The sequence below is a fragment of the Methanolobus sp. genome (genome assembly GCF_016278365.1).
GTDB lineage: Archaea > Halobacteriota > Methanosarcinia > Methanosarcinales > Methanosarcinaceae > Methanolobus.
In genome coordinates, this window is record NZ_JADQBZ010000006.1 from 98802 (window position 1) to 121745 (window position 22944).

Below are 22944 nucleotides of genomic sequence, written 5' to 3' on the forward strand. Positions count from 1 at the left end.
GTGCTCTTACTTTTCTTCAAGATATGCTATAAGCGTTTTGTTAAGTTTGAATATCCTTGAAGTAACATACCAGAGCCCCAAAAGGTACACAGCCCACGTGGGAATAGAGAGCATTTTCAAGGTAGGATTGTCATCAAGAGCTTCAAAGACTATCAAAAGGGTCACAGGCATAAGCAGTAGTATCGCCATTACCGAATCATTCAGATATTTGAGGTTCTCCAATACTACTTTGCCTTTCTCTCCTGTTATTTCCATTCTTATCCCTCTGTCAGGTTTTATAATGTATATACATATTAACGGGCTATCTTGCTGCAAAACCAGTGTGTTTTCAGCAGGATATTATTATAATATTTGTATATAATTGTTATAGTATATAATTAGTTAATGCCTGACATAATTCAAAAAAAGTATGTGGAAGGAAGAATCCTTCCAACAGAAGCTCACTTGAATATAGGGGTGCCTGTATTCTGGGTTATATGTTTGAAAGCCTCTACCATCTTCTTTGTAATAGGTCCTGGCTTTCCTGTGCCTATCGCACGCCCGTCAACCTTGACAAGCGGAGCGGCTTCGGCAGCTGTTCCGGTGACGAATATCTCATCTGCCGTATACAGGTCGAACATGCCCAGGTTCTCAACATGGACCAGAGTGCCCATCTCCTCCAATAATTCGATGGCAGTTGCCCTTGTAATACCTCTCAGGTTGTTGACCGTCGGTGGTGTGTAGACCTTTCCGTTCTTTATAATGAATATATTGTCGCCGGAACCTTCTGAAAGATAACCGTTGCTGTCAAAGAAGATTGCCTCATCGCCGCCTTTTTCATTGGCTTCTATCTTGGCAAGGATGTTGTTGAGGTAATTGAGTGATTTGATGTTTGGTGAAAGCGCATCTGCAGCGTTCCTTCTGACCGCGACAGTGACTCCTGTAAGTCCGGTTTCATAAAGGTCTCCGTACATTGCTCCCCATTCCTGGCTGATGATGAATACATTGGGCTTTGGACATTTCCTGGGATCAAGCCCAAGGTCGCCGTTGCCTCGTGAGACTATAGGCCTGATGTAAGCATCCCTGAGATTGTTCTTCCTGAGAGTTTCAAGGATCGCTTCTTCCATTTCTTCCTTGGTCATGGGGATTTTCAGGGCTATGGCCGTTGCAGAGTCATAGAGCCTGTCGACATGCTCGCGTAATTTAAAAACACGTCCGTTGTATGCTCTTATACCCTCAAAGACACCATCTCCATAGAGGAAGCCATGGTCATAGACTGATGTCGTAGCCTTCGATTTTGGGACATACTCGCCATTATAATAGATCAGTAGTTCGCTCATTATAAATCCTCATCAAATTGATGGTAGAATTGATGCTAAACTATTATATATTTCTATTTGCAGGTCTTATTCCCTGATCCGGGCTTAAGTACCTCTCCTGTTGATACAAAAGGCTTTTATGTATAAACGCCTATTTCGTACCTCTGAGCATCTAAAGTGGTCCCGTGGCTTAGCCAGGATATAGCATCGGGCTTCTAACCCGAGGGTCAAGGGTTCGAATCCCTTCGGGATCGCTTTTTATTTTTTAACAGTGACTTTAAATTCTTATTTGTAAACTTCTTCTAATACTTCATTCTTTGTTTATATATTTTCAAGTCTCAATGAGTATATTTTTAATACAATTCAAGGAAACCAAGCAACAGAGCAATAATAGTTAAATATTCTCTAATTATCAGATAACATCACTAATATTGTACTAGCAATCCTGCTTTTTGAATATGCATGAACTGGTAAGAAGAAACAGATTTATATGTCTATCAGAATATTTATAAACACGTAGATATTTCTATAGTAAATGTGCAGTTTCTATTTCCAAAAACTGTTGAAAGCCGACTTAAAAGCATTTTACATATAAAATAGGCATGAAATGGAAAAGTATAGGGCTTGAAACTAAATTGTTGTTCCTTATAACCATTGGAACTGTAGTGGTTATGATCGGGGCCACAATGGCTATTACCTCGACTGTCAGGAACCAGCAAACAGAGCTTGCCTACCAGCAGTCAGTGACTACGGCTGAGAATTATGCTAACATGTTTGACACGGACATGCGGGCAAGTATGGCTATGTCACGCACAATTGCAAGTACAATGAAACAGTACGATGGAAGGAACCGGAGTGAAGTAAATAATATCCTACGGCAGATAATTATGGATAATCCTGATCTGCTCGGCACCTATGTTTGCTATGAACCCAATGCATTTGATGGTATGGATAGCGAGTATGCCGGGACTCCGGGTCATGATCAAACCGGGAGGTTCATCCCTTACTGGAACAAGCTTAACGGGTCTGTCCGGCTTGATCCTCTTTTGTATTATGAGGCCTCCGATTATTATCAGGCACCTAAGCATTCTGGCATAGATGTTATCACAGAACCCTATTTCTATGAAGGAGCCCTGATCGTAAGTTTTGTTTCTCCTATAATTGATAACGGGACTTTCATAGGTATCGGGGGAGTGGATCTTTCACTTGATTACATCGACAGTATTGTCAGCAACGTAACCATTTTTGATACCGGCTATGCTTTCATGGTCAGCAATACGGGAATACTGATGTCCCATCCCCTGGAAAAAGAATGGATCGGCTTCAGTGCACTTCAGGAGTTCGGTAATCCCGGCTTTATGAAAATGGCCGCAGATATCAGGGACGGTGATAGTGGCTATGTAAGAACCATCGACCCAACCACAGGTGAGTATGCTGTGATGTTCTATGAGCCTGTAGGGTCAGGTGAATCTTCCTTCGTACTTGTGGTGCCTGAAAAAGAGATGTTTGCAGGCGCCGATGAACTTCAACGGCAACTTATGACAATTTCCGCAATTGCCATAATGTTTATGGGAGGAGTGGCTTTCTTGATAGCAAATTCCATAACCAGGCCGATAAGCAGGATTGTCAGCGATTTTCAGGATATTTCCAAAGAAGCTTTGCAAGGGAAACTGACCATCAGGGCAAATACAGATGTTGATGTTGATTTTAAGGAAATTCCCCAGGGCTTGAATGACATACTCGAGGCTCTGGAAAAGTCCAGCATATCCATGAAAGAGATGGAAAATGTGGTAAACAGCAGTCCTGTGATAGTATTCAAGTATAGTTTTACCAGTGAATTGCCGATAGAGCTTGTTTCCAATGGTATAAGGAATCTGGGCTATCATCCAAAAGAACTGACAAGCGGTCATATATGGTACCAGGATATTGTCCATCCGGAAGATCGTGAACGTGTCCAAAATGAACTTAAGCGCAAAATCGAAGAAAGTGAAAGTGATTTCCAGCAGGAATACAGGATATTGACCAAATCCGGAGAGGTTCGCTGGGTAGACGAGAGGACCCTGATAAAACGTAACATCAAAGGTAACATTCTCTCTTTGCAGGGGATCATATTCGACATTACTGAAAATAAGGAAGCTGAAAGCGCCCTTGTGGAAGCAAAAATGATGGCTGAGTCAGCTAACCAGACAAAGAGCCAGTTCCTTGCCAACATGAGCCATGAACTTCGCACGCCTTTAAATTCCATAATCGGTTTTTCAGACATACTTGCCTCTGAACTGTTCGCAGAGCTGGATCAGAAACAGAAACAATACGCTTCCAACATCAATCGAAGCGGAAGACATCTCCTCAATATTATAAATGACATCCTTGACATATCGAAGATAGAAGCCGGTAAAATGGATATGAACACTGAGACTTTCAGGATATCCGAATTGCTTTTAGAGCTCATGCAAACCATGGAGCCGCTTGCAAAACACAAAGATATCCGTCTTTTTACTACAGCACAAGGTCCGGGTTGTGAAATTCATGCTGACAAATTAAAAATAAAGCAGGTAATGTACAACCTGCTGAGCAACGCAATAAAATTCACTCCGTCTGGCGGCAGTGTCGAAGTAATTTTGAATTGCACTGTGAACGAGATGTCTGTCAGCGTCAAGGATGATGGTATAGGGATATCTGACCTGCAGCAAAAGGAACTGTTCAAACCATTTAAACAACTGGATCCTGATACAAACCGGGCATATGAGGGAACCGGCCTTGGCTTGGTGCTGGTAAAGAAATTCGTAGAAATGCATGATGGAAGGGTATGTGTCAAAAGCGTCCCGGGAAAAGGAAGCATTTTCACCTTTGCAATTCCCATCAGGCAAGGATACAAAACCTAATCCAAGTCCAGTTTCTATCTATAAAAAAGAAGAAAGACATTATTTCAATGCCTTGAATCTATTATCAATTTCATCCCAGTTTACGATATTCCAGAATGCATCGAAGAATTTCGCTTTTTCGTTCCTGTAGTCTATATAGAATGCATGCTCCCATGCATCCAGCGGCATAAGAATAGGATACTCCGGGAAAACAACGTCATTATGCTTCTCTACCTGCATTATTGCAAGCTTTTCAATGTCATTGCAGTATGTCAGTACTGCCCAGCCAGAACCTTCCACGGTTGATGCTGCCTGTGTGAAGTCCTTCTTGAAACGGTCATAGCTTCCAAAATCACTTTTTATCTGGTCGGCAATCTCACCCACAGGCTCCTTGCTAACTTTATCCGAAGGTCCCATGCTCGGCCAGAAATAACTGTGCAGGACATGTCCTCCAAGGTTGAATGCCAGTGATTTTGCTGTGGTCTTGACGTTGTAATCAGTACCATCTTTAATTGCCTTCTCCACACTCTCAATAATCGAGTTAGCATTTTTGACATAAGTGCTGTGATGCTTATCGTGATGTGTCCTTAGCTGTTCTTCAGACATGAATGGCTCCAGGTCTGCGTAACCATAGGGCAGGTCCGGTAATGTATATTGTTTCTTCCCCATTTTCTCCCTCTTCCGATGTTCAATTCTCCAGTATTTCCATTAATCGGGAAAATGAACTGCGTTCTTCAAGGAACTTCCTGCTCATGTATATAGCTTCAGCTCCATTCAACCGCAGTCTATCTCCCCACTACTGATCGCCAGTATATATTCAGAGACGATTCTATTATTCACTTATTATTTGAGCGCATATAAGTGTTTTGAATCGTGGGAAATATAAACAATATGTAGCGAATCTATCGCTACAAATAGCAGAGCTTAGTTCACCCCTGCTTCTCCATATCTCTTTCTGTCTGAAGTATCCTGGGCACTATCTGCATCACGGAATCGGGATTAAGGGAAATTGAATCAATGCCCTCTCTTACAAGGAACTCCGCAAATTCCGGGAAATCGCTGGGTGCCTGCCCGCATAGCCCGCTATGCTTGCCGTTGCGCTTTGCTCCCTGTATGGCCATGGAAACTATTCTCTTGACCGCCTCATCCCTTTCGTCAAAGGACTCTGCAAGTATGTCCGAATCCCTGTCCACTCCAAGGGTGAGCTGGGTGAGGTCATTGGAACCTATCGAAAAGCCATCAAAATATTTACTGAACTCATCTATCAGGAGCACGTTGCTAGGTATCTCGCACATCACGTACACCTGCAGGTCATTCTTTCCTCTTTCAAGCCCGTGTTTTTTCATTTCCGCAAGCACTTTACCCGCCTCGTCAACACGTCTGCAGAAAGGTATCATAAGGATCAGATTTGTAAGACCCAGCTCGTCCCGCACTCTCTTCATCGCCCTGCACTCAAGTGCGAACCCTTCCCTGTAGCGCTCATCGTAATAGCGTGAAGCACCACGGAATCCCAGCATTGGATTGCTTTCCTCTATCTCAAAGTACTTACCTCCCAGCAGGCTTGCGTACTCGTTTGATTTGAAATCGCTCATACGCACGACCACAGGATTGGGATAGAATGCAGCTGCAATGGTGCCAACCCCAAAGGAGAGCTTTTCGACAAAATAATCTTCTTTGCTGCTGTAACCTTTTGTGAGTCTCTCAATTTCCTCAGCATCGTTTGAATCAGCAACTCTTTCCAGATGCACCAGTGCCATAGGATGCACCTGTATGTAACTTGAGATAATGAACTCAAGCCTTGCAAGACCAATACCGCTATTTGGGATCATGGACAGGGAAAAAGCTTCTTCCGGATTTCCGAGATTCATCATTACTTCTGTCCTGGTGTTCTCCAGGTCCTTCAGGTCAAGGCTTTCAGTGTGGAAATCGAGTATGCCCTCATAGATCTTCCCGACATCTCCTTCAGTGCAACTGACAGTGACTTCCATACCTGTCTTTAACTTCTCAGTGGCGCCTGCGGCACCCACCACAGCCGGTATGCCCAGCTCACGGCTGACAATGGCTGCATGGCAGGTCCTTCCGCCTTTATTTGTAATGATTGCGGCAGCTTTCTTCATTATCGGCTCCCAGTCAGGTGTTGTGGTATCTGCCACAAGCACCTCCCCGGCTTTAAAGGACGGGAGCTTCGAAACATCAGGGATCACATGTACTCTGCCTGCTGCTATCTTGCGGCCGATGCTTCTGCCGGTAACAATAACCGAAGATCTCTGGTCAAGATAGTAGGTTTCAAGGACATCCTTTTTTTTCTGGGACTGCACAGTCTCAGGCCTTGCCTGCACAATGAATAATTCTCCCGTTTCACCGTCCTTCGCCCATTCGATATCCATTGGCATCTTTTTTCCATTTTTATTGGAGTAATGTTCCTCAATGGTAACTCCATACTGTGCGAGAAGGAGTATCTCCTTATTGTCGATGCAGAAACTTTTTCGGTCCGTTTCCGGAACTTCCACATTGCGGGTGAGTATACGTGAATCACCACGCCCGTAAATCATCTTTATTTCCTTTTCGCCCAGTTTCTTGTCGATAATTGACTTATAACCCTCTTTCAGTGTAGGCTTGAACACATAAAATTCGTCAGGGTTGACAAGTCCCTGCACAATATTCTCTCCAAGTCCGTAGGCAGCAGTTATGAACACAACGTCCTCAAACCCGCTATCAGTATCGATGGTGAACATAACGCCGCTGGAGGCAAGGTCCGAACGCACCATCTTCATTACTCCTATAGACAGCCCAACCTTGAAATGGTCAAATTTATTATTGACACGATAGGAAATGGCCCTGTCAGTGAAAAGTGAAGCAAAACACCTGACACATGCATCTTTCAGGGAATGATACCCATGTATGTTCAGATATGTTTCCTGCTGGCCCGCAAATGAAGCATTGGGCAGGTCCTCCGCGGTTGCCGAGCTGCGCACTGCCACATCGGCATCAGGGCCGTATTGCTCACTCAGTTTATCATAAGCCGCTTTGATCTCATTCCAAAGGTCATCAGGCATATCTGCGTTGAGAATAACATTCCTTGCCTTTTTCCCTCTTATGGAAAGGTCGCGTACATCTTCGGTGTCCAGTCCTTGAAGGGTCTGCTTTAGCTCCTCAAGCGCGCCCGCAGATTTGAGAACATGCCAGTAGGCATCCGCAGTGATCGCAAAACCGTTAGGCACTTTAATGCCTTTACCTGTCAGTTCCCTGTACATCTCCCCTATAGAGGCATTTTTACCTCCGACTGAAGGAACATCTTCTATAGTTATGTCTTTGAACCATCGGATATAGTTGTTATTTCCCATTGTTTAACCCCACATCACTTAGGTTTATGTGGGTCGTCGTAGATAACTTCTATGTTTTCCCCAAAAACAGGCACTAGTTCATGGTGCAATTCTGCTTTTGATCTGTCATGCTGCTCTGTAAGGCTTTCCAGTTGCGTTATTTCCATGGTCAACTCTTCTTCTATTGACTTCACCATGTCTGTGTACCGTATCCTGTCATTTACCAGGCGTTCTCTGTTGCGGTAAACCTGTATTTGTTTCAACTCAGCTGTCAGTTCATTCATTCTGGATGAATATCCTTCTTTTCTGTCACGAAGGTCTGATATCGTTGCCGGGTCTTTTAGCTTGCTGACATGTGCGAGCATCTTGGCATACATCTGGTCTTTCAGACCCAGGTCTTTGCTTTTTACCCGTGCTGCCAGTTCATCAAGGAAAGGATCAAGCTCATTTTTTGTGAGCGAATCAGGCTTATCCTTAATGGCTGCAAGAACAGTCCTGTTTTCTACAGACAATACATGGATTTCGTTCTTATCCTGTTTTTCCATTCTGGAGATCGCTTTTGAAAGAGGTGCAAACAGCCGTTCTATATCTGAATCGATGGCTGATATCTTTACTTCTAGCGCATGGATTTCGTCCTCAAGCGCTTTTGCCTTCTCGAACTCGCTACTTTTTTCAAGTGCGTCCAGTTCCGAAATAGAGGCAGAGAGCTTTTTATTTGCAGTTTGATGCTTTGACTCAAGGCTTTGGATATTTTTCCGGGTTTGCAGGATATCCTTTTCTGTCAGGTGAATGTTCTCTATCACACCGGGAAGCCTCTCGAAAGCATCCATTTTTTCCTTCTCAGCCCTTAAGATACTGTGAAGCTCACCAAATCTGTTTTCAAGTTCTGTAAGACCCTGTTTCATCCTTCCGAATTCCTGGGGATAAAGGGATTTGATATACATCTGGCTCCTGCGGGTATTATCAACGACTGTTTTCATAACCGACCTTGAATCCGTATACAGGTCGATTGCATCCCGGGGGTCATTACTCCGGGGAAGAGTGATCTTTTCAATGATCAGGTCAAGGTTATGAGCTACATTATCCCGGTTGGAATCGCCAAGCTTTTCCATTCTCTTGTTTGCATTTTCTATTGGTTTTGCTTGAAAGAGACTCTTTTTGATATCCCTGAGATCTTCCAATGATGTCTCTATCTCAGTATACTTCGCCCTGATAACTGGTCCTATATCGTCCACTTCTTTTTTTGATTCTGCCCTGACCAATTCCGGTAGTCTTCCAAATTCCAGCCTGAAGTTGTCCTGTGGGGCAACCTTTGGTTTTTTCCTGAAAAGATTCTCCAGAAATTTCATTATTATGAAAAACGAAATACTATCTTAAAAGCCTGATGGAAGTACCCTTTAAGTCCTATACATGGATTACATCTAAGATGGAGGCTCTTATACTCTAAAATACCGCAATCTTTCGTTTATCCAGTTTCACTCTGCAGGTATCTCCTGCTTCAAGGTGCAATTTCTCAAAAGTCTGATTGGATGTTTCCGCTATGAGAAGATTTTGATGATGCCCGATATCAATGTAAATGAGTTTACTTGCACCCTTATTAACAATGCTCTTTACCGATGCGCTGAATACATTCTCTTCCTGTGGATCAGTTTCACCTTCTTCTGATAAGATATAGATATTCTCGGGGCGGATACCCCATGATACATTCCTGCCCGCCCTCAACTTCTGCTGTATCACGCTTACCTGCAGTTCATCCTTGCGGAGCAGGACAGTACCTGTAGCAGTATCTTCCTCTCCCACAATAACATCTTCAAATATGTTGGTCATGCCTACCAGTTCAGCCACATGACTGTTCTGAGGATGATAGAATACCTCCTCGGGAGTTCCTGTTTGCTGGACCCGGCCGTTATGGAAGATAACCATCCTGTCAGCCATAGTGAAAGCTTCCACCGGATTGTGAGTAATGAACAGTATTGGAATGCCAAGTTCCTTCTGTATTCTCCTTATCATCTCTCTCAATTTCATACGCACGACAGCATCAAGCGCCGAAAAAGGCTCATCAAGCAGCAGTATTTCCGGCTTTGGCGCAAGTGCGCGGGCCAGTGCCACTCTTTGTTTCTGTCCCCCTGAGAGCTGGGAAGGATAATTGTCCTCAAGGCCTTCGATATGGAGCAACCGTAGCACTTCTCCGACCCTTCTCCCTTTTTCCTCTTCACTGAATCCTTTCAGTCCGTAGGCAATGTTCTTTTTCACATCCATGTGCGGAAAAAGAGCATAGTTCTGGAACACGTATCCGAGGCTTCGCTGCTGCACCGGCAGGTCAATCCTTTTATGGCAGTCAAAGTAGACCTTGTCGTTAACGATTATCTTGCCGCCATTGGGTTCCAGCAGTCCTGAGATGCACTGCAGTGCCGTGGTCTTCCCGGAGCCCGATCGCCCGAAAAGAACCACCAGCTCATTTCCTGCCTCAAATTTGGCATCAAGCATGAAAACAGGGTCTATCCCTTTCTTTTTATCACTTTTTTTCATGTAATGACGTTTTCTGAAATCCACTTTGATTCCCATTGTAACCTCATATCTTCCAGCGGTTGACAAGTCTTGCAGTTATAGCCATGGAGAGCAGGGACACGGTCACGAGTATGATCACCAGCATGTTGGCAAGCTCATTGTTGCCCCCCTGAAAGGCGCTGTAAATGGAGATGGCCATTGTGTTCGTTCTTCCGGGAATGTTCCCTGCGACCATCAGGGTCGCACCGAATTCTCCCACTGCCCTTGCAAAGCTCAGGACTACACCTGCAAGTATTCCCTTTTTAGCAAGAGGGAGCGTGATGAAAAGCGCAGTCTCAAGTTCCTTTCTTCCCAGAGTGAATGCGGCATATTCAAAATCCCTGTCTACGGCCTCGATGGCTGCTGTGGTGGTCTTGACCATGAGGGGCAGGGATACGACAAATGCGGCTATGACTGCCACTTGCCAGGTGAACAGTAAACTAATACCTGTCAGGTCAAAAAGAACTTTACCAATGACCCCGTTCTTTCCCAGAAGCATGATGAGAAGATAGCCGGTCACTGTTGGAGGGAGTACCATAGGTAGTGTGACCAGCACATCGACCAGCCACTTTCCCATGAATTCCCTTCTGGCCAGGATATAAGATATGATGGTACCCAGTATTGCCACTATGAGAGTGGATATTGCCGCTATCTTAAGTGTTATTACAAGGGGAAACCATACCTGTTCAAGCATTCGAGTTTATCCGTTATTAGGAATACTGAACCCATATTGTTCCAGTATGGATTTACCTCTTTCTCCTGTGACGAAATCAATAAAGAGCTGGGATTCTTCACGGTGACTTGTGGATGAGACTACAGCTATGGGGTAGGTGATGGGGGTGCTTACTGGAACGGAAGTTACCACTTCAATTGTGCCCGATTTAGCAGGTGACGCATCAGTTCCGAATACAAATCCGGCGTCAACTTCTCCACGTTCCACATAGACAAGTACCTGCTTAACATTCTCGCCCATAAGCATCTTGCCTGAGACGCTGTTCCATATTCCTGCATTGGTCATTGATTCCTTTGCATATTTGCCGGCGGGTACTGTCTCTGGATTTCCGATAGCTATATTCTTCACTTCTGGCCTTTGCAGGCTTTCCATGCCGGTAATCCCAAATTCGTTATCCTTTGGAACGATTAACACTAACGAGTTTTCCACGAAATCCTCTCTTGTATCGTTATAGATGAAACCTCTGGAGGCGAGCATGTCCATCTGATCCTGAGCGGCTGAGGCAAACACATCTATGGGTGCTCCGCTCTCTATTTGTGACCGGAGCGTACCTGATGCCGCAAAATTGAAAACGACATCAATATCAGGATTCTCTGTTTCAAATTCCTCCTCCATAGCAGTGAAAGCCTCTGTTAGGCTTGCGGCGGCGGATACTGTAAGCGTGACCTGTGGTTGTTCTGTCTCTTTATCTGTGCATCCGCTTGCAAAAAGTACGATCGTCAATATGACTGCTATTGCCATAATCAGTTTTTTGTTTAATACCATGCTGATATCCTTCTTTTTATTGGCCAGAACAACGGTGGATTCGGTCTATCTCCGTTATGTTCTGTCATACATAACGCATATCTTCCTCTTTTTATTATAAATATTTTTCTAAAACATGATACTGTTAAGTTAAGGAGTATGCTTTAATATAAAAAAGAGAGTCTGCTAAATACTAAGGATATAATAACATAATATCTGAAAAAAGTAGCAGCATCGAAGCTGCTTCAAAAAGAGTTATTCTTCAACAACAGTGACTTTCTTCATCACGTCTTTTGGCTTAATCTTGTTCACGACATCCATGCTTTCGATGACCTGACCGAAGACAGTGTGTATGCCGTCAAGATGTGGCTGTGGGGAGTGAGTGATGAAGAACTGGCTGCCGCCTGTATCCTTGCCGGCGTGTGCCATTGAGAGCGCACCCTTGCCGTGCTTGCGCGGATTACCTTTTGTTTCGCACTTGATGCTGTAACCCGGTCCACCGGTACCATCGCCCTTGGGGCATCCACCCTGAATCACGAAGTTAGGCAGGACCCTGTGGAAACTGAGCCCATCATAAAATCCTTTCTTTATCAGTTTCTCAAAGTTCTCTACGGTCTTTGGCGCATCCTTCTCGAACAATTCCAGTACAATATTGCCTTTCTCAGTTTCAATGATCGCTTTCTTCATAAGTTTCACCTTTTGGCTAGATTAACAGAAGTAACCGATTTAAGTATTGTGCAAGAGATAGTTCAAATTTATTTGAATCTCATATATGCCTTCTTTTTATATATTTAATATGCATATATTATAGTATAGTGTCGACCATCAAAAATCGAAAGATTAAAATCTATTCCCAGTAGCTCAATCACTCACAGGTGTCTATATGAAGTGCCCCAATAAATTTATCTATGCCTCTATCATTTTTCTTGCCATCAGTCTATCCGCTTTAGCTTTGGATGTCGAGATGCTTACAACGGACATGCAGAGTAACTCCGGTGAACCCGTGGATGTCATTGTGAGAGTAACAAATAATTCAACTCCTATGAATAACACCCTCGTAAACTTCACAACTACATTTGGTATACTCAATTCATCATCTGCGTACACCGACGTATACGGCATTGCGGCAATACAGCTAAATTCCAGTGTGTCTGGAGCCGCACAGGTCAATGCAAGCGCAGGCACTTCGTATAATCTAACAAATATAACTTTTCTTCCCCTGGCCGCCAGTTCAATTCTGGTAGATGTCGATTATCCCGTAAATGTTGCGGGCAATATCACAAATATTACTTTTACCCCTGTGGATATTTTTGGCAATACCAATTCAAGTGAGCTGATATATCTGGAAATTAACATAAGCGACTATTCGGAAATTGTAACACTTTCAATAAGTCCCGGGAACATAACACACCTTGAAATCATTCCCGAAGGCTCAGCAGGTGTAAACTGGACCGCTCTGGAGATACTTGCCAATCCTGTAACCGGAAATGCTGTTCTGAGCCTGAACTCTACCATTGCAGGCAATATTAACATCACATCGACAACCGGTTCAGCTTCCAACTTTACGGAATTGGTGTTCATTCCAGGGGAACCCTCACGGATCGGAGCTGTATACAACGATGAATATACAGTGAACACGACCTCCAGTATGTATGTACGTCTTTATGATATCTATGACAATCCTACACCAAATATCAATCTCAATTTCAGTTTGACATCTCCTGAAAACACTGCCTACAACAGTCCTGTGGAATATAACTCTGCGGGACTTGCCTATTATAATGGGACCACGGATCCCAGCGGGCAATTTGCCAATATTTTCAGGACCGATAAAAGAGCAGGTGCAAACATAATTAACATAGTTGTTGCGAATACTTCACTTCAGGGCAACATTACTATAACTGGGATTGCAGACGAGATCGATAATTTGTATCTCTCACATAATCCCGGACTTGCTCTTTCCAATAACAAGGATTCCTATGTCCTCTCAGCCCGGCCGATAGATCAGTTCTTAAATCCAATATTGCCTCGCACAACCCCTATTAAAGAACTGGTCCGGTTCACAACAGCTAGTGGTTATCTTGTGCTGATACCTTTAAACAACCAGGGGCAGGCAAATACTATAGTTGGTCCTACTCCTTATGTTGAGTCTCTCACAATAACAGCGACCTACAGGGATGCTTCTGGTTATACTAATTTCACAAACAGCACCACTCTCTATTTTGTGGCTGGCTCTTTATATCTGCTGGACTTGTATTCGGTTCCAAATGCCATACTTGCACAGGGATTGAATGGTAATCATGAAGCTACTGTCTCCCTTGTCGCACTGGACGAATGGGGCCATGCACTCCCTGGCATTTCTGTGGCTCTCAATAATACCAATACGACAGTTGGTACCCTGGCAGTCAGTGGTGTCAATGCTACGAATATTATTAATGTGACAACAGATGCCAATGGGAAGGTAAAAGCCTCCTTCTTAGGCAATGTTTCCGGAAATGCGACAATCCTGGCTACCAGTGGCAGCATCAACACCTCGATAAATATAAGCGTGAAGTCCGAGCCTTTCATGAGCGTGACACTGGATGTGAAACCATCCAATGTAACATCCGGTGGTACTGTGAACGTAACAACGATCATCTCAATAGAAGGAGAACTCCCGATCATACGACCTGCAGCAAGTGCAATGCTGGTCCTTGACCGCTCAGGAAGTATGGACCCTGACTATTATGCGGGAACTCCTCTGGATGTCGTGCTTGTTATTGACAGGTCGGGAAGTATGAAATTCTTGGGCACTTCCCCTGAACAACCAATGACAGACGCTAAAATAGCTGCAGGAGAATTCGTAGACAACCTTGCATCCAATGCACAGGCAGGAGTGGTATCATTCTCGACTTCCAGCAGGATGGACATAGGAATGACCCTTCTCCATTCCTATAACAACAAGACCTCAGTAAAAGGTGTCATCGATGTCTTAGTAGCTGATGGTTCAACTGCTATGGGTGATGCAATGGCAGATGCGAATAACATGCTTATAAATGGACGCCCGGAGTCAAAAAAAGTAATGATCGTCTTAACAGACGGTGTCTCTAATGCTGGCTCGGATCGTGAAGGTCAAGCAGCCGTTACAACCGCAAAGGCAAATGGAATCACTATTTATACAATCGGTCTGGGTGAAACAAGTTATATTGATGAGCCTGTTCTTCAGCGCATAGCTTTTGAGACTGAAGGAATTTATTATAATGCACCCACAAGTGCAGAACTACGCGAGGTGTACAATTCAATCGCACAGGAAATAAGCGATTACGATGTACGCTTCGTGGAATATGGGACAGAAGGTTTTACTCCATATGACTATACCTTTCAGGGTTCGATAGACCCGCAGGAATCCGTTGGGATACAGGAATATGTGCTCAAATTCCAAGGGTATGATTTGGATACTGTCTTCAATGCTGGGAGCCAGTATGGTGGTTCGAGTGCAGGAGAATGCCTCATTCAAATAAATGGGGCAAACTTTACATTGATTCCTTCATCAAACACTCCAAGTGCCAATAATGTATGGGTGAATTATGAATATAATATTACTGCTCACCTAGCTTCAGGTTCTAACACAGTAACTTTCTATGATTATTATGCATATTTAGGTAATGGCGACTGGACTAGCCGGATTAGGAATGTAGAGCTATTCAGGAATGGTACTAGAATTGCATATCATCCCACAGATACTGATCTGAGTCGATTTGGTTATGAATGTAGCCTGAATCTAGTTAAGCCCTTTGAAGAAACACTCCTTATTAATGAGACGATTAATGACCTTAAAGTCCAACTTGATTGGGAAGACAGCGTTAATGACCTTTCTCTCCAATTAACAAGTCCATCTGGAATAGTTTATGGTTTAAGTAATGATACAACCGGATACTATTCAAACGGCGATACTTCCATATATATATGGATACAGCCATTGTCTTACATTTATCCGGATGATGATGCAGATACTGTGGAAAAAGGCAACTGGACGGTAACTGTTGAAGGCACTGATCTAGGTGATTTTACCATTTCTACATACATAGATAAGATGAGCGCAGCCAAGTTATCATCTCACGCATTCATTTCCAGTTTTGATGAAAGCCGCGGAGACAAGGCAGGACTTGCTCTTTACAGTATTGGTAATGTTTCACTTACCGACAGCCAGGCAAGTTATCTGCTTGACAATGGTAGCTGGGCTGGTTACTTCACTGTCCAGACAAACGGGATTTATTCTTTTGATATCTCATGGGATGACACCTCCGAAATGAATGTTTCGCTTTATGAAGGCATAGATTTGCTGAATTCTTCAACTATTAACACAGGTGTTTGCCAGATAAGCTCTCCTTTGTATGTTGGAAAAACCTATCTTCTGGAAATAGCCAAGGGTCCTTATTCGGGTACTGATACTCATTTCACTGTTGATGTTTCAAGTTCTCCTCTGGATACCATTATGACCACTTACTACGATGGTAGTGATGAGAGTGGAAAAGGTACACCTCGTTTCAGGACATGGGAAGGTTCACAATGGTCCATGGAAAGTTATTCTAATTTCATAGATGGTGTACCGTATTTTGTGCTTCTTGAGCCAAGTCCCGTAAGGGATGAGATTATAATGGTGACAGGTGATGATCAAAATGATGTCAATGCACAGATATGGGACGGAAACTCTTGGAGTTCAGTACAGGAGCTTAGCACTAAGCTGAGTTCAAGCGTAAGAAGGGGTTTTGACGTAAAGTATGAGCAAGAGTCAGGTGATGCTGTTGTAGTCTATATGAACGTAAACAAGTATTCTAATGTGCCATTATATAGGGTCTGGAATAGCTCTTCTTGGGGTTCAGAGGCTGCAGTAGATTCTTCAAACACAGGTGCAGGTACTATCCAATGGATGAGACTTGAAGCAAAACCAAATTCAGATGAGATGGTTCTTGTGACCCTTGACAGTTCTAGAGATATACGTGCACAGGTATGGGATGGCGACTCATGGGGCAATGTTACTCAGATAACTAACAATGCCAGAACTGCAAATTACCAGTGCTTTGATGTAATTTACGAACAAGGTACAGGCAGAGCTATGGTGGTATGGGCTGATTCAAATAAAGTCCGATATCGTATCTGGAATGGTATTTCCTGGGAAAGTGGACAGGACCTCTATTCATTCTCCAATGATGTCTACTGGATAAAACTGGCAGCTGATCCGAATTCAGAAAGAGTTATATTAGGTTCTCAGGACGAAGCTTATGATGTTTATGTTGGTGTCTGGGATGGTTCTTCGTGGCCTTCTTCACAATTAGGAAGGATTGAGGATAACACATACCGCACTGATGTCAGATCATTTGATGTAGCATTTGAACAACAGACCGGTAAAGGAATAGTAGTATGGGGTGATCGAAGTACCGTTCCAAAATATCGTACTTGGTCCGGTTCTTGGAGCAGCGAGTCATCAGCACTTGATCTGGGCAGCAGTGGTTATACCAGGTGGGTACAGCTAACTCCTGATCCGATTTCAAATGAGGTATTCCTTATGACATCTGATGGCAATACTGATCTGAATATCCAGAAATGGTCTGGCTCTTCCTTTATTTCCACTGCGCAGGTTGAACCTTCTTCCACATGGAACTACGAGTGTTTCGACATTGTATTCTCTACACAGGAAGCGTCTGTTGAAAGTACTCCTGTCTCCTGGAGTGGGTGGACTGCCGGCGTCACATCAACCCTTGAAAATGACTCCATTTCCCATCTGAGCAATGCGATAGATACAATCACTGCCGACGGACTGACAGCTATAGATGAGGGATTGTACGTTGCCAATAATGAACTCTCCTCAGTGGATGGCAATTCCACGATTGTCATCATGACAGACGGCATTGATAATGCAGGTTATCACTCCCTGCTGGAGGAAGCATACAGGGCAAAAGCCAACAACACCACGATCTATACAGTAGGTTTCGGTAACACCGAGTCTGAGGTTGACTCTATACTTGCCGAAATTGCAAGTATCACCGGTGGTGAATACTATTTCGCTCCGAACTCAAGTGTCCTTAAGGAGATCTTCACGGGAATAGCAATGCAGATTACGAACTTCTCGGCAGGCGGACCGGAATTGAACCTACATGTTCCTTACAATTATGTATCTCCAATGGCCGTGGCGAAGGTCACCTATGTAACTGGAAGCAGCAATGCCACAACAGGTAATCTGACTCAGTTCGATATCCCTATACCTCCCGGAAGGAACAATGCCGAGCCTGCAATCACAACATCCGGTACCATGTCCATTTTTGAATGGAAGCTGCCGACACTGGGTCCTGGTGACAAGTGGGGTATATGGTATCAGATGAAAGTGGAAGGTGCGGGTTATGTGCCTCTGATACTGCCATCATCCACGATTACGTATACTGATTTGAGCGGTGAGAACATCACCATCTATATTCCCAGTGCGGGAGGCATGCCTGTCGGAGGAGGAGGTGGTTTAAGTCCCTTGTCGTATTCTCTGGGAGAATTGTTAGTAGTACCTGACCATTCCGTGCTGCAGATAGGCGAATCCACAAATATAACCTTAACAGTAAATGATATTACCGGGAATGCCAGTTTTGCCTATGTGGTGCTTCACACAAGTCTTGGATCCTTCACCAATTATAATACTTCGTACGGTATGACTCCCATAAACGCTACTGTCATTGGTTCAGACCATGTTAATTTCACGAGTCAGATAGCAGGTAAAGCCTATATCACTGCCTACGCGTATAATACAAACAATGTAAGTGATATGCTCAACGAGAGCGAATTGATATTAGTAAGGCCCAAGGGGATGATAACTATCAGTTAACATCTCTTATTGAAAGTCCATTTCTTTTTTTATACAATGAGTGGGACATGGTCTTTGTAAATCCATTCCTATTATTATTCTTTTTCGCAACTGTTCTTCTGTCATCTTTTTCGATAATCTTCTGTATTCTCATTCTGCTGTTTTTGCGGGCACTATTAAGTTGTCTTCTCATTATGATTATCATGACAACTTACTGCACTATTTAGTAAAGTTTATATTCTCATAAAATAACTCCGGCATAATAGTACAAACATTATGTACGTAATATGGTGGTATAAGTATGGTAAAAAGAATCATAAGTGATGTGTTCAGGCACGTGCCTGTCAGAGTGCTGGCCCTTGCCATAGTGGCATTTGTGGCAATGAGTCTTCCGGCATCTGCATGTTATATTGGCGATCTTGTATGGAATGATCTCAATGGGAATGGTATCCAGGATGCTGGGGAACCAGGTATTAAGGGTGTAGAGGTAAAACTTTACAAGTCAACTGGCGGGAGTTCCATCGCGACAACTACGACCAACTCTAATGGTTACTACAAATTCGCCGTTAATAACAATAAAGACTATAAGGTCAAGTTCATTCTGCCTTCAGGATATCTATTTTCCCCAATTGACCAGGGCACAGATGACAAGAAAGACAGTGATGCAGGCACAAATGGCTTGACTTCTGTTATCAAGATCAGGAATAGTAAAGATAACTGCACCATTGATGCAGGTATATACAAGCCAGCAAGTGTTGGTAACTTTGTATGGGAAGACAAGAACAACAATGGTATCCAGGATGTTGGTGAGCCTGCGATTGAAGAAGTTGAAGTCAGGCTCTACAAGTGTGATGGGGAATTTGTTGCAAACACAACAACAGATAGCATTGGATACTATATATTCACTGGACTTGCACCAGGCAGCTACTATATGGAATTTGTAAAGCCTACCGGATCGGTTTTTGCTCCACAGGGGCAGGGCAGCACAGCAATTGACAGTGATGCAGACGAATTCGGGAAAACAGATTGCTTTGCACTTATCTCAGGGCAGTACTATGATGACATAGATGCAGGAATTTACTTCCCGCCCGAACAGGAGATCCCTGAGTTCCCGACAATCGCCCTGCCGGTTGCAGCGATCCTCGGTCTTGCATTCATAATGCAGCGCAAGAACGAATAAGTCCAAAAGGAGTAAATACTCCTTTTTCTCTTCTCTTTTTTCTTAACTGCGATCAAAGTGTTCGCAATCATTCCATCTTAACATCGACGATATGTCTGCTGACAATTAGTCTTGTATCATTCTTAGTGGCTGTAACCATATCAAGTGTGCTGCCGGGGGAGATATCAAAGCCGGCATCTTCCAGATAATTTTCCCACGCAGGAGCATGTGCGCTGTCTATTTGGACTGTTACGTTTGTAGGTCCTGATGGCATCTCCATTCTACTGGAATTGTGATTCATTATAACTGTTGTAATCCCCCTGCCTGAAAGCCATGCATTTCCGTTGATCGAGACTATGCCGATAGTTGTCACACTCTTATTATCTATGGTACTGGTGTATACAGGAGGCTTTGATACCATGATCATGGAAGTGGAGGAGTATTTCTTTATCACACTTCCCATTTCATAGCTTATGGATTTTTTACCTTTTGAGAACTGTATATCCCCCATGGGGTAAGTTCCGAGGTGAGTACCGTCATAACTGATACTTATGTTAGATGAATGGTCGTTCACTGAAATCTCGGAGCCGTGGAGTTTCATCTTTAGGGTCTTCACAGGTGCCTGGTCGAAGGACACCCTTTTCATGCTGCTCTGGAGAACAATAAAACTCTGCTCTGCACTTTCAAATACGTTTGCATCGATATTTGACTGTAGCACCGGATAACCAATGGCATATATGGTACCCATCGACAAAGTCACAATCCCGAACAATATGATGTATCCCAGAGTCTCAGAGACTGCGGAGTTATTCCTATCTAGTTGAGTCATAGCTGATCACACGATGTGTGGAACTGCTTGATACCGTGCCGTTGATAGGCATTGTTGCAGCAATTCCTCCTATAGTCACTCTTACTTTCTGACCTGATGAATAGGAACCCACTTCTATTATCTGGTCTTCCGGACCATCATCCAAATTGATATCCGCATTAATATAATACGTCTCCTGTCCTGCTTTATCCGGTATCCTGTATTCCATTTCCATCATTCCGTTGGCAGGAAGGATCAGGTACATGTCCGTAATCACAGTGCTCATCATGTTTCCGATGTCACTGAACTGGTCTTCGACAACGACAGAATTTGGGCGCTGAAGAAATATATCGTAGGAATTTACAGTGATCACCATGAAGAATCCGATACATATCAGTGTCAACAGGATATATTCTACGATGACTGAAACCCCTTCCTCATTTTTCAATAGCGGTCTCATTTCTCCACCTCTATGACTTCCGGGCTTGAAACATATCTGGTTCTGCCGTCATTATATTCGATATTTACCCAGATGATGTCTTTCCCGGACATGTTTGTTTCATTGGCAATCTGCATCGGCATCATTATTCTAGTATCGATTGCCTGTCCGCGTATAGCGTAAAGTGCCTTCATTTGATCATTGCAGTTGATGAAAATATCCTCAAATATCACCGGCACAGTTTTGTTGTTTGTCTGGTTGAGTTCATAAGACATATCCAGGATCATCCTTGTATTCTCCCTGGTCTGCAATGTCAGCTCCCTTATGTCCTCTTTTGGTAATTCCAGCACTGCATTCGATGAGTAATAACCATTGATTACTGCCTGGTTCGCAAGCACTGCTATCGCCACCAGGATGAGGGATATGACCAATCCGGAAAGTACTATCCACTGACCTTTGTTATCCTTTCTTAAACTCTCCATGCTGTTAGTCTCACCTCCACGATCAACAACTCATCATCAGCAATGTTCCATTCTCCGCCAGAACTGGAAACCGTAGAATTGGAGAGTGACACTAAACGTCTGGCTACAACAGCATTTTCTGTGGGTGCGCCGTTAACGATAACCTTCTTGTCTGTCAGTTGTGTGGTCGCATTAACATATGCTATGTTGACATTGTAGAGTATATCAGGAAGAAGGTATGAAAGCTCATAATCAAGCATCTCAAGATTGTTTGAATCTAGGCTTGCTTCATTCTCATCCCAGCTCGCAATGCATTCAGTCAGATCGTTCCTGATCGTTGCCTCGGGTGCGCTGTCCAGTACTGTCAATGCATCGGATGCTATTTGTTTTAGCTGGACGTCCATCACTAGTTCATTCTGTGGTGTTATTATCATGGCACTTTGGGTAATGGTCAGTATCGTCAATGTCATCAGCAGTGCAGCAGCAAGACCTTCCAGAGTATGCAGTTGTGCTTTATCGTTCATTTCCACACCATCACATTGAGGTAAGCAGGCTCATAGAAAGGCTCCTCTCTTGATGTATACTCCAGTGGTGCTCCTGGCATTGTGAACCAGATATCATTGAATGTCAGTTCTAACAGGTAAGTCTGATTTGCACTAAAAAGACTGGAGTTCAGATCCAAACGCAGCATGTCATTGTGCTCTAGTGAATTACTTAAGTTTATAGGTGAGTATATGCCGTTAATCCTTTTGTATGCATTGAAATCAGCAGATGGGACGAGTGCGGTTCCATTCAGCTCTATGCTTTCAAGTTTAGGATTTGTTCCTGTTACGTTAAATTTGCTTAAAACTACAGTGACATTTTCGTTCTTCGGTCCGGCGACGCTCAATGAAGTCACGTTAGATAGGGCAGGATAGGGTGTAGTAAGTTCCTCTGCATCAAAGTAAGCGGCCCTTCCTGTTTCTATCAGGACGATGCGCACAATTTTAATCACATCCCTGTCTGCCGGGATCTCGCCCCCAAGTGTTATGGCAGTGTTGTCAAGAACAATTGGTATGTTAGATGAAGTGTCTACGAGGGATATGTTATAGCCATAATATAGGAACTTGCCGTTTACGTTATCATACAACCCCATCTTTTGCTCAAAATTTGTCTTATTCGTCTTATATATATGCATCATCGCAATCGTTTTATTTTTTGAGATGAGGTTTGGGCTATTTGTCAGTTTTGAACTGCTGTCATCGTCCGCCGCAAGACCAATTCTTTTAACGTTAGCAGTATTGTGTTCCCAATCCGTATTGCTTGTAGTGGTGTTCCCCCACCACCCGGGATCTTCAGCAAGGACCGTAGCTGTACGATAAGCTGTATGGTCAAGGCTCCCCTCATTTGCTGAACTGGGAAGAAATAAACCTGGAATGAATTGTACTATGAACATAAGAGCAATAAGGAACAACGAAATCCCAAGAAGGAAATCCACGGCAATTTGCCCTCTCTCATCTATCATGCAGATAATATATGTACAATGTAATATAAATATTATTTGCTTTTAATGTATCTGATTAAAATCTCGAAAGTAAAACCTGCTCATTTCATATTCCTTCCATTTTTAATCCGGTTTGAAGCCCTTTAGGGCACACAGGAATATGCAACAACCTGTGTCATGGGCCAAACTTCAACGGTAAAAACTTATAGCTAACACGCTGGCTATGATCAGCAACAGATAAAGAAAAAGGGTGAGTATAACT

At 43.5% G+C, this 22944-nt stretch carries 18 protein-coding genes and 1 tRNA gene; 4 read left to right on the forward strand and 15 right to left on the reverse strand.

Annotation, left to right across the window (positions count from 1 at the left end):
- Positions 1-6 precede the first annotated feature (6 nt).
- Entirely contained in the window at positions 7-255 is a 249-nt protein-coding gene (locus tag QZZ22_RS07130) for a sodium:proton antiporter (protein WP_292463722.1), read from the reverse strand.
- Between the two features lie 185 nt (positions 256-440).
- Positions 441-1319: a branched-chain-amino-acid transaminase gene (gene ilvE / locus QZZ22_RS07135; protein ID WP_292463723.1), complete on the reverse strand. Its 879-nt coding sequence runs from the start codon at positions 1317-1319 to the stop codon at positions 441-443.
- 158 nt (positions 1320-1477) lie between these two features.
- Between ilvE and QZZ22_RS07140 the strand changes: the two genes are divergently transcribed.
- Both QZZ22_RS07140 and QZZ22_RS07145 read left to right on the forward strand, forming a co-directional pair.
- Positions 1478-1552: transfer RNA gene (locus QZZ22_RS07140), tRNA-Arg, on the forward strand.
- 348 nt (positions 1553-1900) lie between these two features.
- A complete protein-coding gene (locus QZZ22_RS07145) occupies positions 1901-4180 on the forward strand; it encodes an ATP-binding protein (protein ID WP_292463724.1) in 2280 nt (759 codons plus the stop codon).
- A gap of 39 nt (positions 4181-4219) precedes the next feature.
- On the opposite strand, the gene QZZ22_RS07150 is transcribed toward QZZ22_RS07145, so the two are convergent.
- The 7 genes from QZZ22_RS07150 to QZZ22_RS07180 form a co-directional block, all read right to left on the reverse strand.
- Positions 4220-4828: a superoxide dismutase gene (locus QZZ22_RS07150; protein ID WP_292463725.1), complete on the reverse strand. Its 609-nt coding sequence runs from the start codon at positions 4826-4828 to the stop codon at positions 4220-4222.
- 260 nt (positions 4829-5088) lie between these two features.
- Complete coding sequence (gene ppsA / locus QZZ22_RS07155; protein ID WP_292463726.1) at positions 5089-7503, reverse strand: phosphoenolpyruvate synthase; 2415 nt, start codon at positions 7501-7503, stop codon at positions 5089-5091.
- 14 nt (positions 7504-7517) lie between these two features.
- Complete coding sequence (locus QZZ22_RS07160; RefSeq protein WP_292463727.1) at positions 7518-8831, reverse strand: hypothetical protein; 1314 nt, start codon at positions 8829-8831, stop codon at positions 7518-7520.
- Positions 8832-8925: 94 nt separating this feature from the next.
- Positions 8926-10047, reverse strand: coding sequence for an ABC transporter ATP-binding protein (locus tag QZZ22_RS07165; RefSeq protein ID WP_292463728.1), 1122 nt, complete (start codon positions 10045-10047; stop codon positions 8926-8928).
- A 7-nt stretch (positions 10048-10054) separates the two neighbouring features.
- Positions 10055-10723, reverse strand: coding sequence for a molybdate ABC transporter permease subunit (gene modB, locus QZZ22_RS07170; protein WP_292463730.1), 669 nt, complete (start codon positions 10721-10723; stop codon positions 10055-10057).
- A gap of 6 nt (positions 10724-10729) precedes the next feature.
- Positions 10730-11527, reverse strand: coding sequence for a molybdate ABC transporter substrate-binding protein (modA, locus tag QZZ22_RS07175; RefSeq protein WP_292463731.1), 798 nt, complete (start codon positions 11525-11527; stop codon positions 10730-10732).
- Positions 11528-11761: 234 nt separating this feature from the next.
- Positions 11762-12193, reverse strand: coding sequence for a peptidylprolyl isomerase (locus tag QZZ22_RS07180; RefSeq protein ID WP_292463732.1), 432 nt, complete (start codon positions 12191-12193; stop codon positions 11762-11764).
- A 196-nt stretch (positions 12194-12389) separates the two neighbouring features.
- On the opposite strand from QZZ22_RS07180, the gene QZZ22_RS07185 reads away from it, so the two are divergent.
- The gene (locus QZZ22_RS07185; protein WP_292463733.1) at positions 12390-18353 is read left to right on the forward strand and encodes a VWA domain-containing protein; all 5964 of its coding nucleotides are present in this window, start codon (positions 12390-12392) and stop codon (positions 18351-18353) included.
- Here the strand turns inward: QZZ22_RS07185 and QZZ22_RS07190 are convergent.
- Complete coding sequence (locus tag QZZ22_RS07190; protein ID WP_292463734.1) at positions 18346-18486, reverse strand: hypothetical protein; 141 nt, start codon at positions 18484-18486, stop codon at positions 18346-18348. The genes QZZ22_RS07185 and QZZ22_RS07190 overlap by 8 nt on opposite strands.
- 147 nt (positions 18487-18633) lie before the next feature.
- On the opposite strand from QZZ22_RS07190, the gene QZZ22_RS07195 reads away from it, so the two are divergent.
- Complete coding sequence (locus tag QZZ22_RS07195; RefSeq protein WP_292463735.1) at positions 18634-19512, forward strand: SdrD B-like domain-containing protein; 879 nt, start codon at positions 18634-18636, stop codon at positions 19510-19512.
- Positions 19513-19579: 67 nt separating this feature from the next.
- Here QZZ22_RS07195 and QZZ22_RS07200 read toward each other — a convergent pair whose 3' ends face one another.
- The 5 genes from QZZ22_RS07200 to QZZ22_RS07220 are packed head-to-tail and all read right to left on the reverse strand — an operon-like array spanning position 19580 to position 22703.
- On the reverse strand, positions 19580-20320 hold the full coding sequence (locus tag QZZ22_RS07200) for a hypothetical protein (protein WP_292463736.1): 741 nt from the start codon (positions 20318-20320) through the stop codon (positions 19580-19582).
- Positions 20304-20759, reverse strand: a complete 456-nt coding sequence (locus QZZ22_RS07205; RefSeq protein ID WP_292463737.1) for a hypothetical protein — start codon at positions 20757-20759, stop codon at positions 20304-20306. Before QZZ22_RS07205 ends, QZZ22_RS07200 begins: the two co-directional genes overlap by 17 nt.
- Positions 20756-21220 (reverse strand): hypothetical protein, encoded by a 465-nt coding sequence (locus QZZ22_RS07210; protein WP_292463738.1) that lies wholly within the window; start codon positions 21218-21220, stop codon positions 20756-20758. The genes QZZ22_RS07205 and QZZ22_RS07210 overlap by 4 nt, the downstream gene beginning before the upstream one ends.
- Complete coding sequence (locus QZZ22_RS07215; RefSeq protein WP_292463739.1) at positions 21208-21723, reverse strand: hypothetical protein; 516 nt, start codon at positions 21721-21723, stop codon at positions 21208-21210. The genes QZZ22_RS07210 and QZZ22_RS07215 overlap by 13 nt, the downstream gene beginning before the upstream one ends.
- Positions 21720-22703, reverse strand: a complete 984-nt coding sequence (locus QZZ22_RS07220; protein ID WP_292463740.1) for a hypothetical protein — start codon at positions 22701-22703, stop codon at positions 21720-21722. Before QZZ22_RS07220 ends, QZZ22_RS07215 begins: the two co-directional genes overlap by 4 nt.
- Positions 22704-22944 lie beyond the last annotated feature (241 nt).

Bases quoted from the DNA above. Each gene is read 5' to 3' on its own strand.
- modA (WP_292463731.1), bottom strand. From the start codon at position 11,527: ATGGTATTAAACAAAAAACTGATTATGGCAATAGCAGTCATATTGACG.
- QZZ22_RS07165 (WP_292463728.1), bottom strand. From the start codon at position 10,047: ATGGGAATCAAAGTGGATTTCAGAAAACGTCATTACATGAAAAAAAGT.
- QZZ22_RS07185 (WP_292463733.1), top strand. From the start codon at position 12,390: ATGAAGTGCCCCAATAAATTTATCTATGCCTCTATCATTTTTCTTGCC.
- ppsA (WP_292463726.1), bottom strand. From the start codon at position 7,503: ATGGGAAATAACAACTATATCCGATGGTTCAAAGACATAACTATAGAA.
- QZZ22_RS07160 (WP_292463727.1), bottom strand. From the start codon at position 8,831: ATGAAATTTCTGGAGAATCTTTTCAGGAAAAAACCAAAGGTTGCCCCA.
- QZZ22_RS07210 (WP_292463738.1), bottom strand. From the start codon at position 21,220: ATGGAGAGTTTAAGAAAGGATAACAAAGGTCAGTGGATAGTACTTTCC.
- QZZ22_RS07200 (WP_292463736.1), bottom strand. From the start codon at position 20,320: ATGACTCAACTAGATAGGAATAACTCCGCAGTCTCTGAGACTCTGGGA.
- modB (WP_292463730.1), bottom strand. From the start codon at position 10,723: ATGCTTGAACAGGTATGGTTTCCCCTTGTAATAACACTTAAGATAGCG.
- QZZ22_RS07190 (WP_292463734.1), bottom strand. From the start codon at position 18,486: ATGAGAATACAGAAGATTATCGAAAAAGATGACAGAAGAACAGTTGCG.
- QZZ22_RS07145 (WP_292463724.1), top strand. From the start codon at position 1,901: ATGAAATGGAAAAGTATAGGGCTTGAAACTAAATTGTTGTTCCTTATA.
- QZZ22_RS07150 (WP_292463725.1), bottom strand. From the start codon at position 4,828: ATGGGGAAGAAACAATATACATTACCGGACCTGCCCTATGGTTACGCA.
- QZZ22_RS07215 (WP_292463739.1), bottom strand. From the start codon at position 21,723: ATGAACGATAAAGCACAACTGCATACTCTGGAAGGTCTTGCTGCTGCA.
- ilvE (WP_292463723.1), bottom strand. From the start codon at position 1,319: ATGAGCGAACTACTGATCTATTATAATGGCGAGTATGTCCCAAAATCG.
- QZZ22_RS07130 (WP_292463722.1), bottom strand. From the start codon at position 255: ATGGAAATAACAGGAGAGAAAGGCAAAGTAGTATTGGAGAACCTCAAA.
- QZZ22_RS07180 (WP_292463732.1), bottom strand. From the start codon at position 12,193: ATGAAGAAAGCGATCATTGAAACTGAGAAAGGCAATATTGTACTGGAA.
- QZZ22_RS07205 (WP_292463737.1), bottom strand. From the start codon at position 20,759: ATGAGACCGCTATTGAAAAATGAGGAAGGGGTTTCAGTCATCGTAGAA.
- QZZ22_RS07195 (WP_292463735.1), top strand. From the start codon at position 18,634: ATGGTAAAAAGAATCATAAGTGATGTGTTCAGGCACGTGCCTGTCAGA.
- QZZ22_RS07220 (WP_292463740.1), bottom strand. From the start codon at position 22,703: ATGATAGATGAGAGAGGGCAAATTGCCGTGGATTTCCTTCTTGGGATT.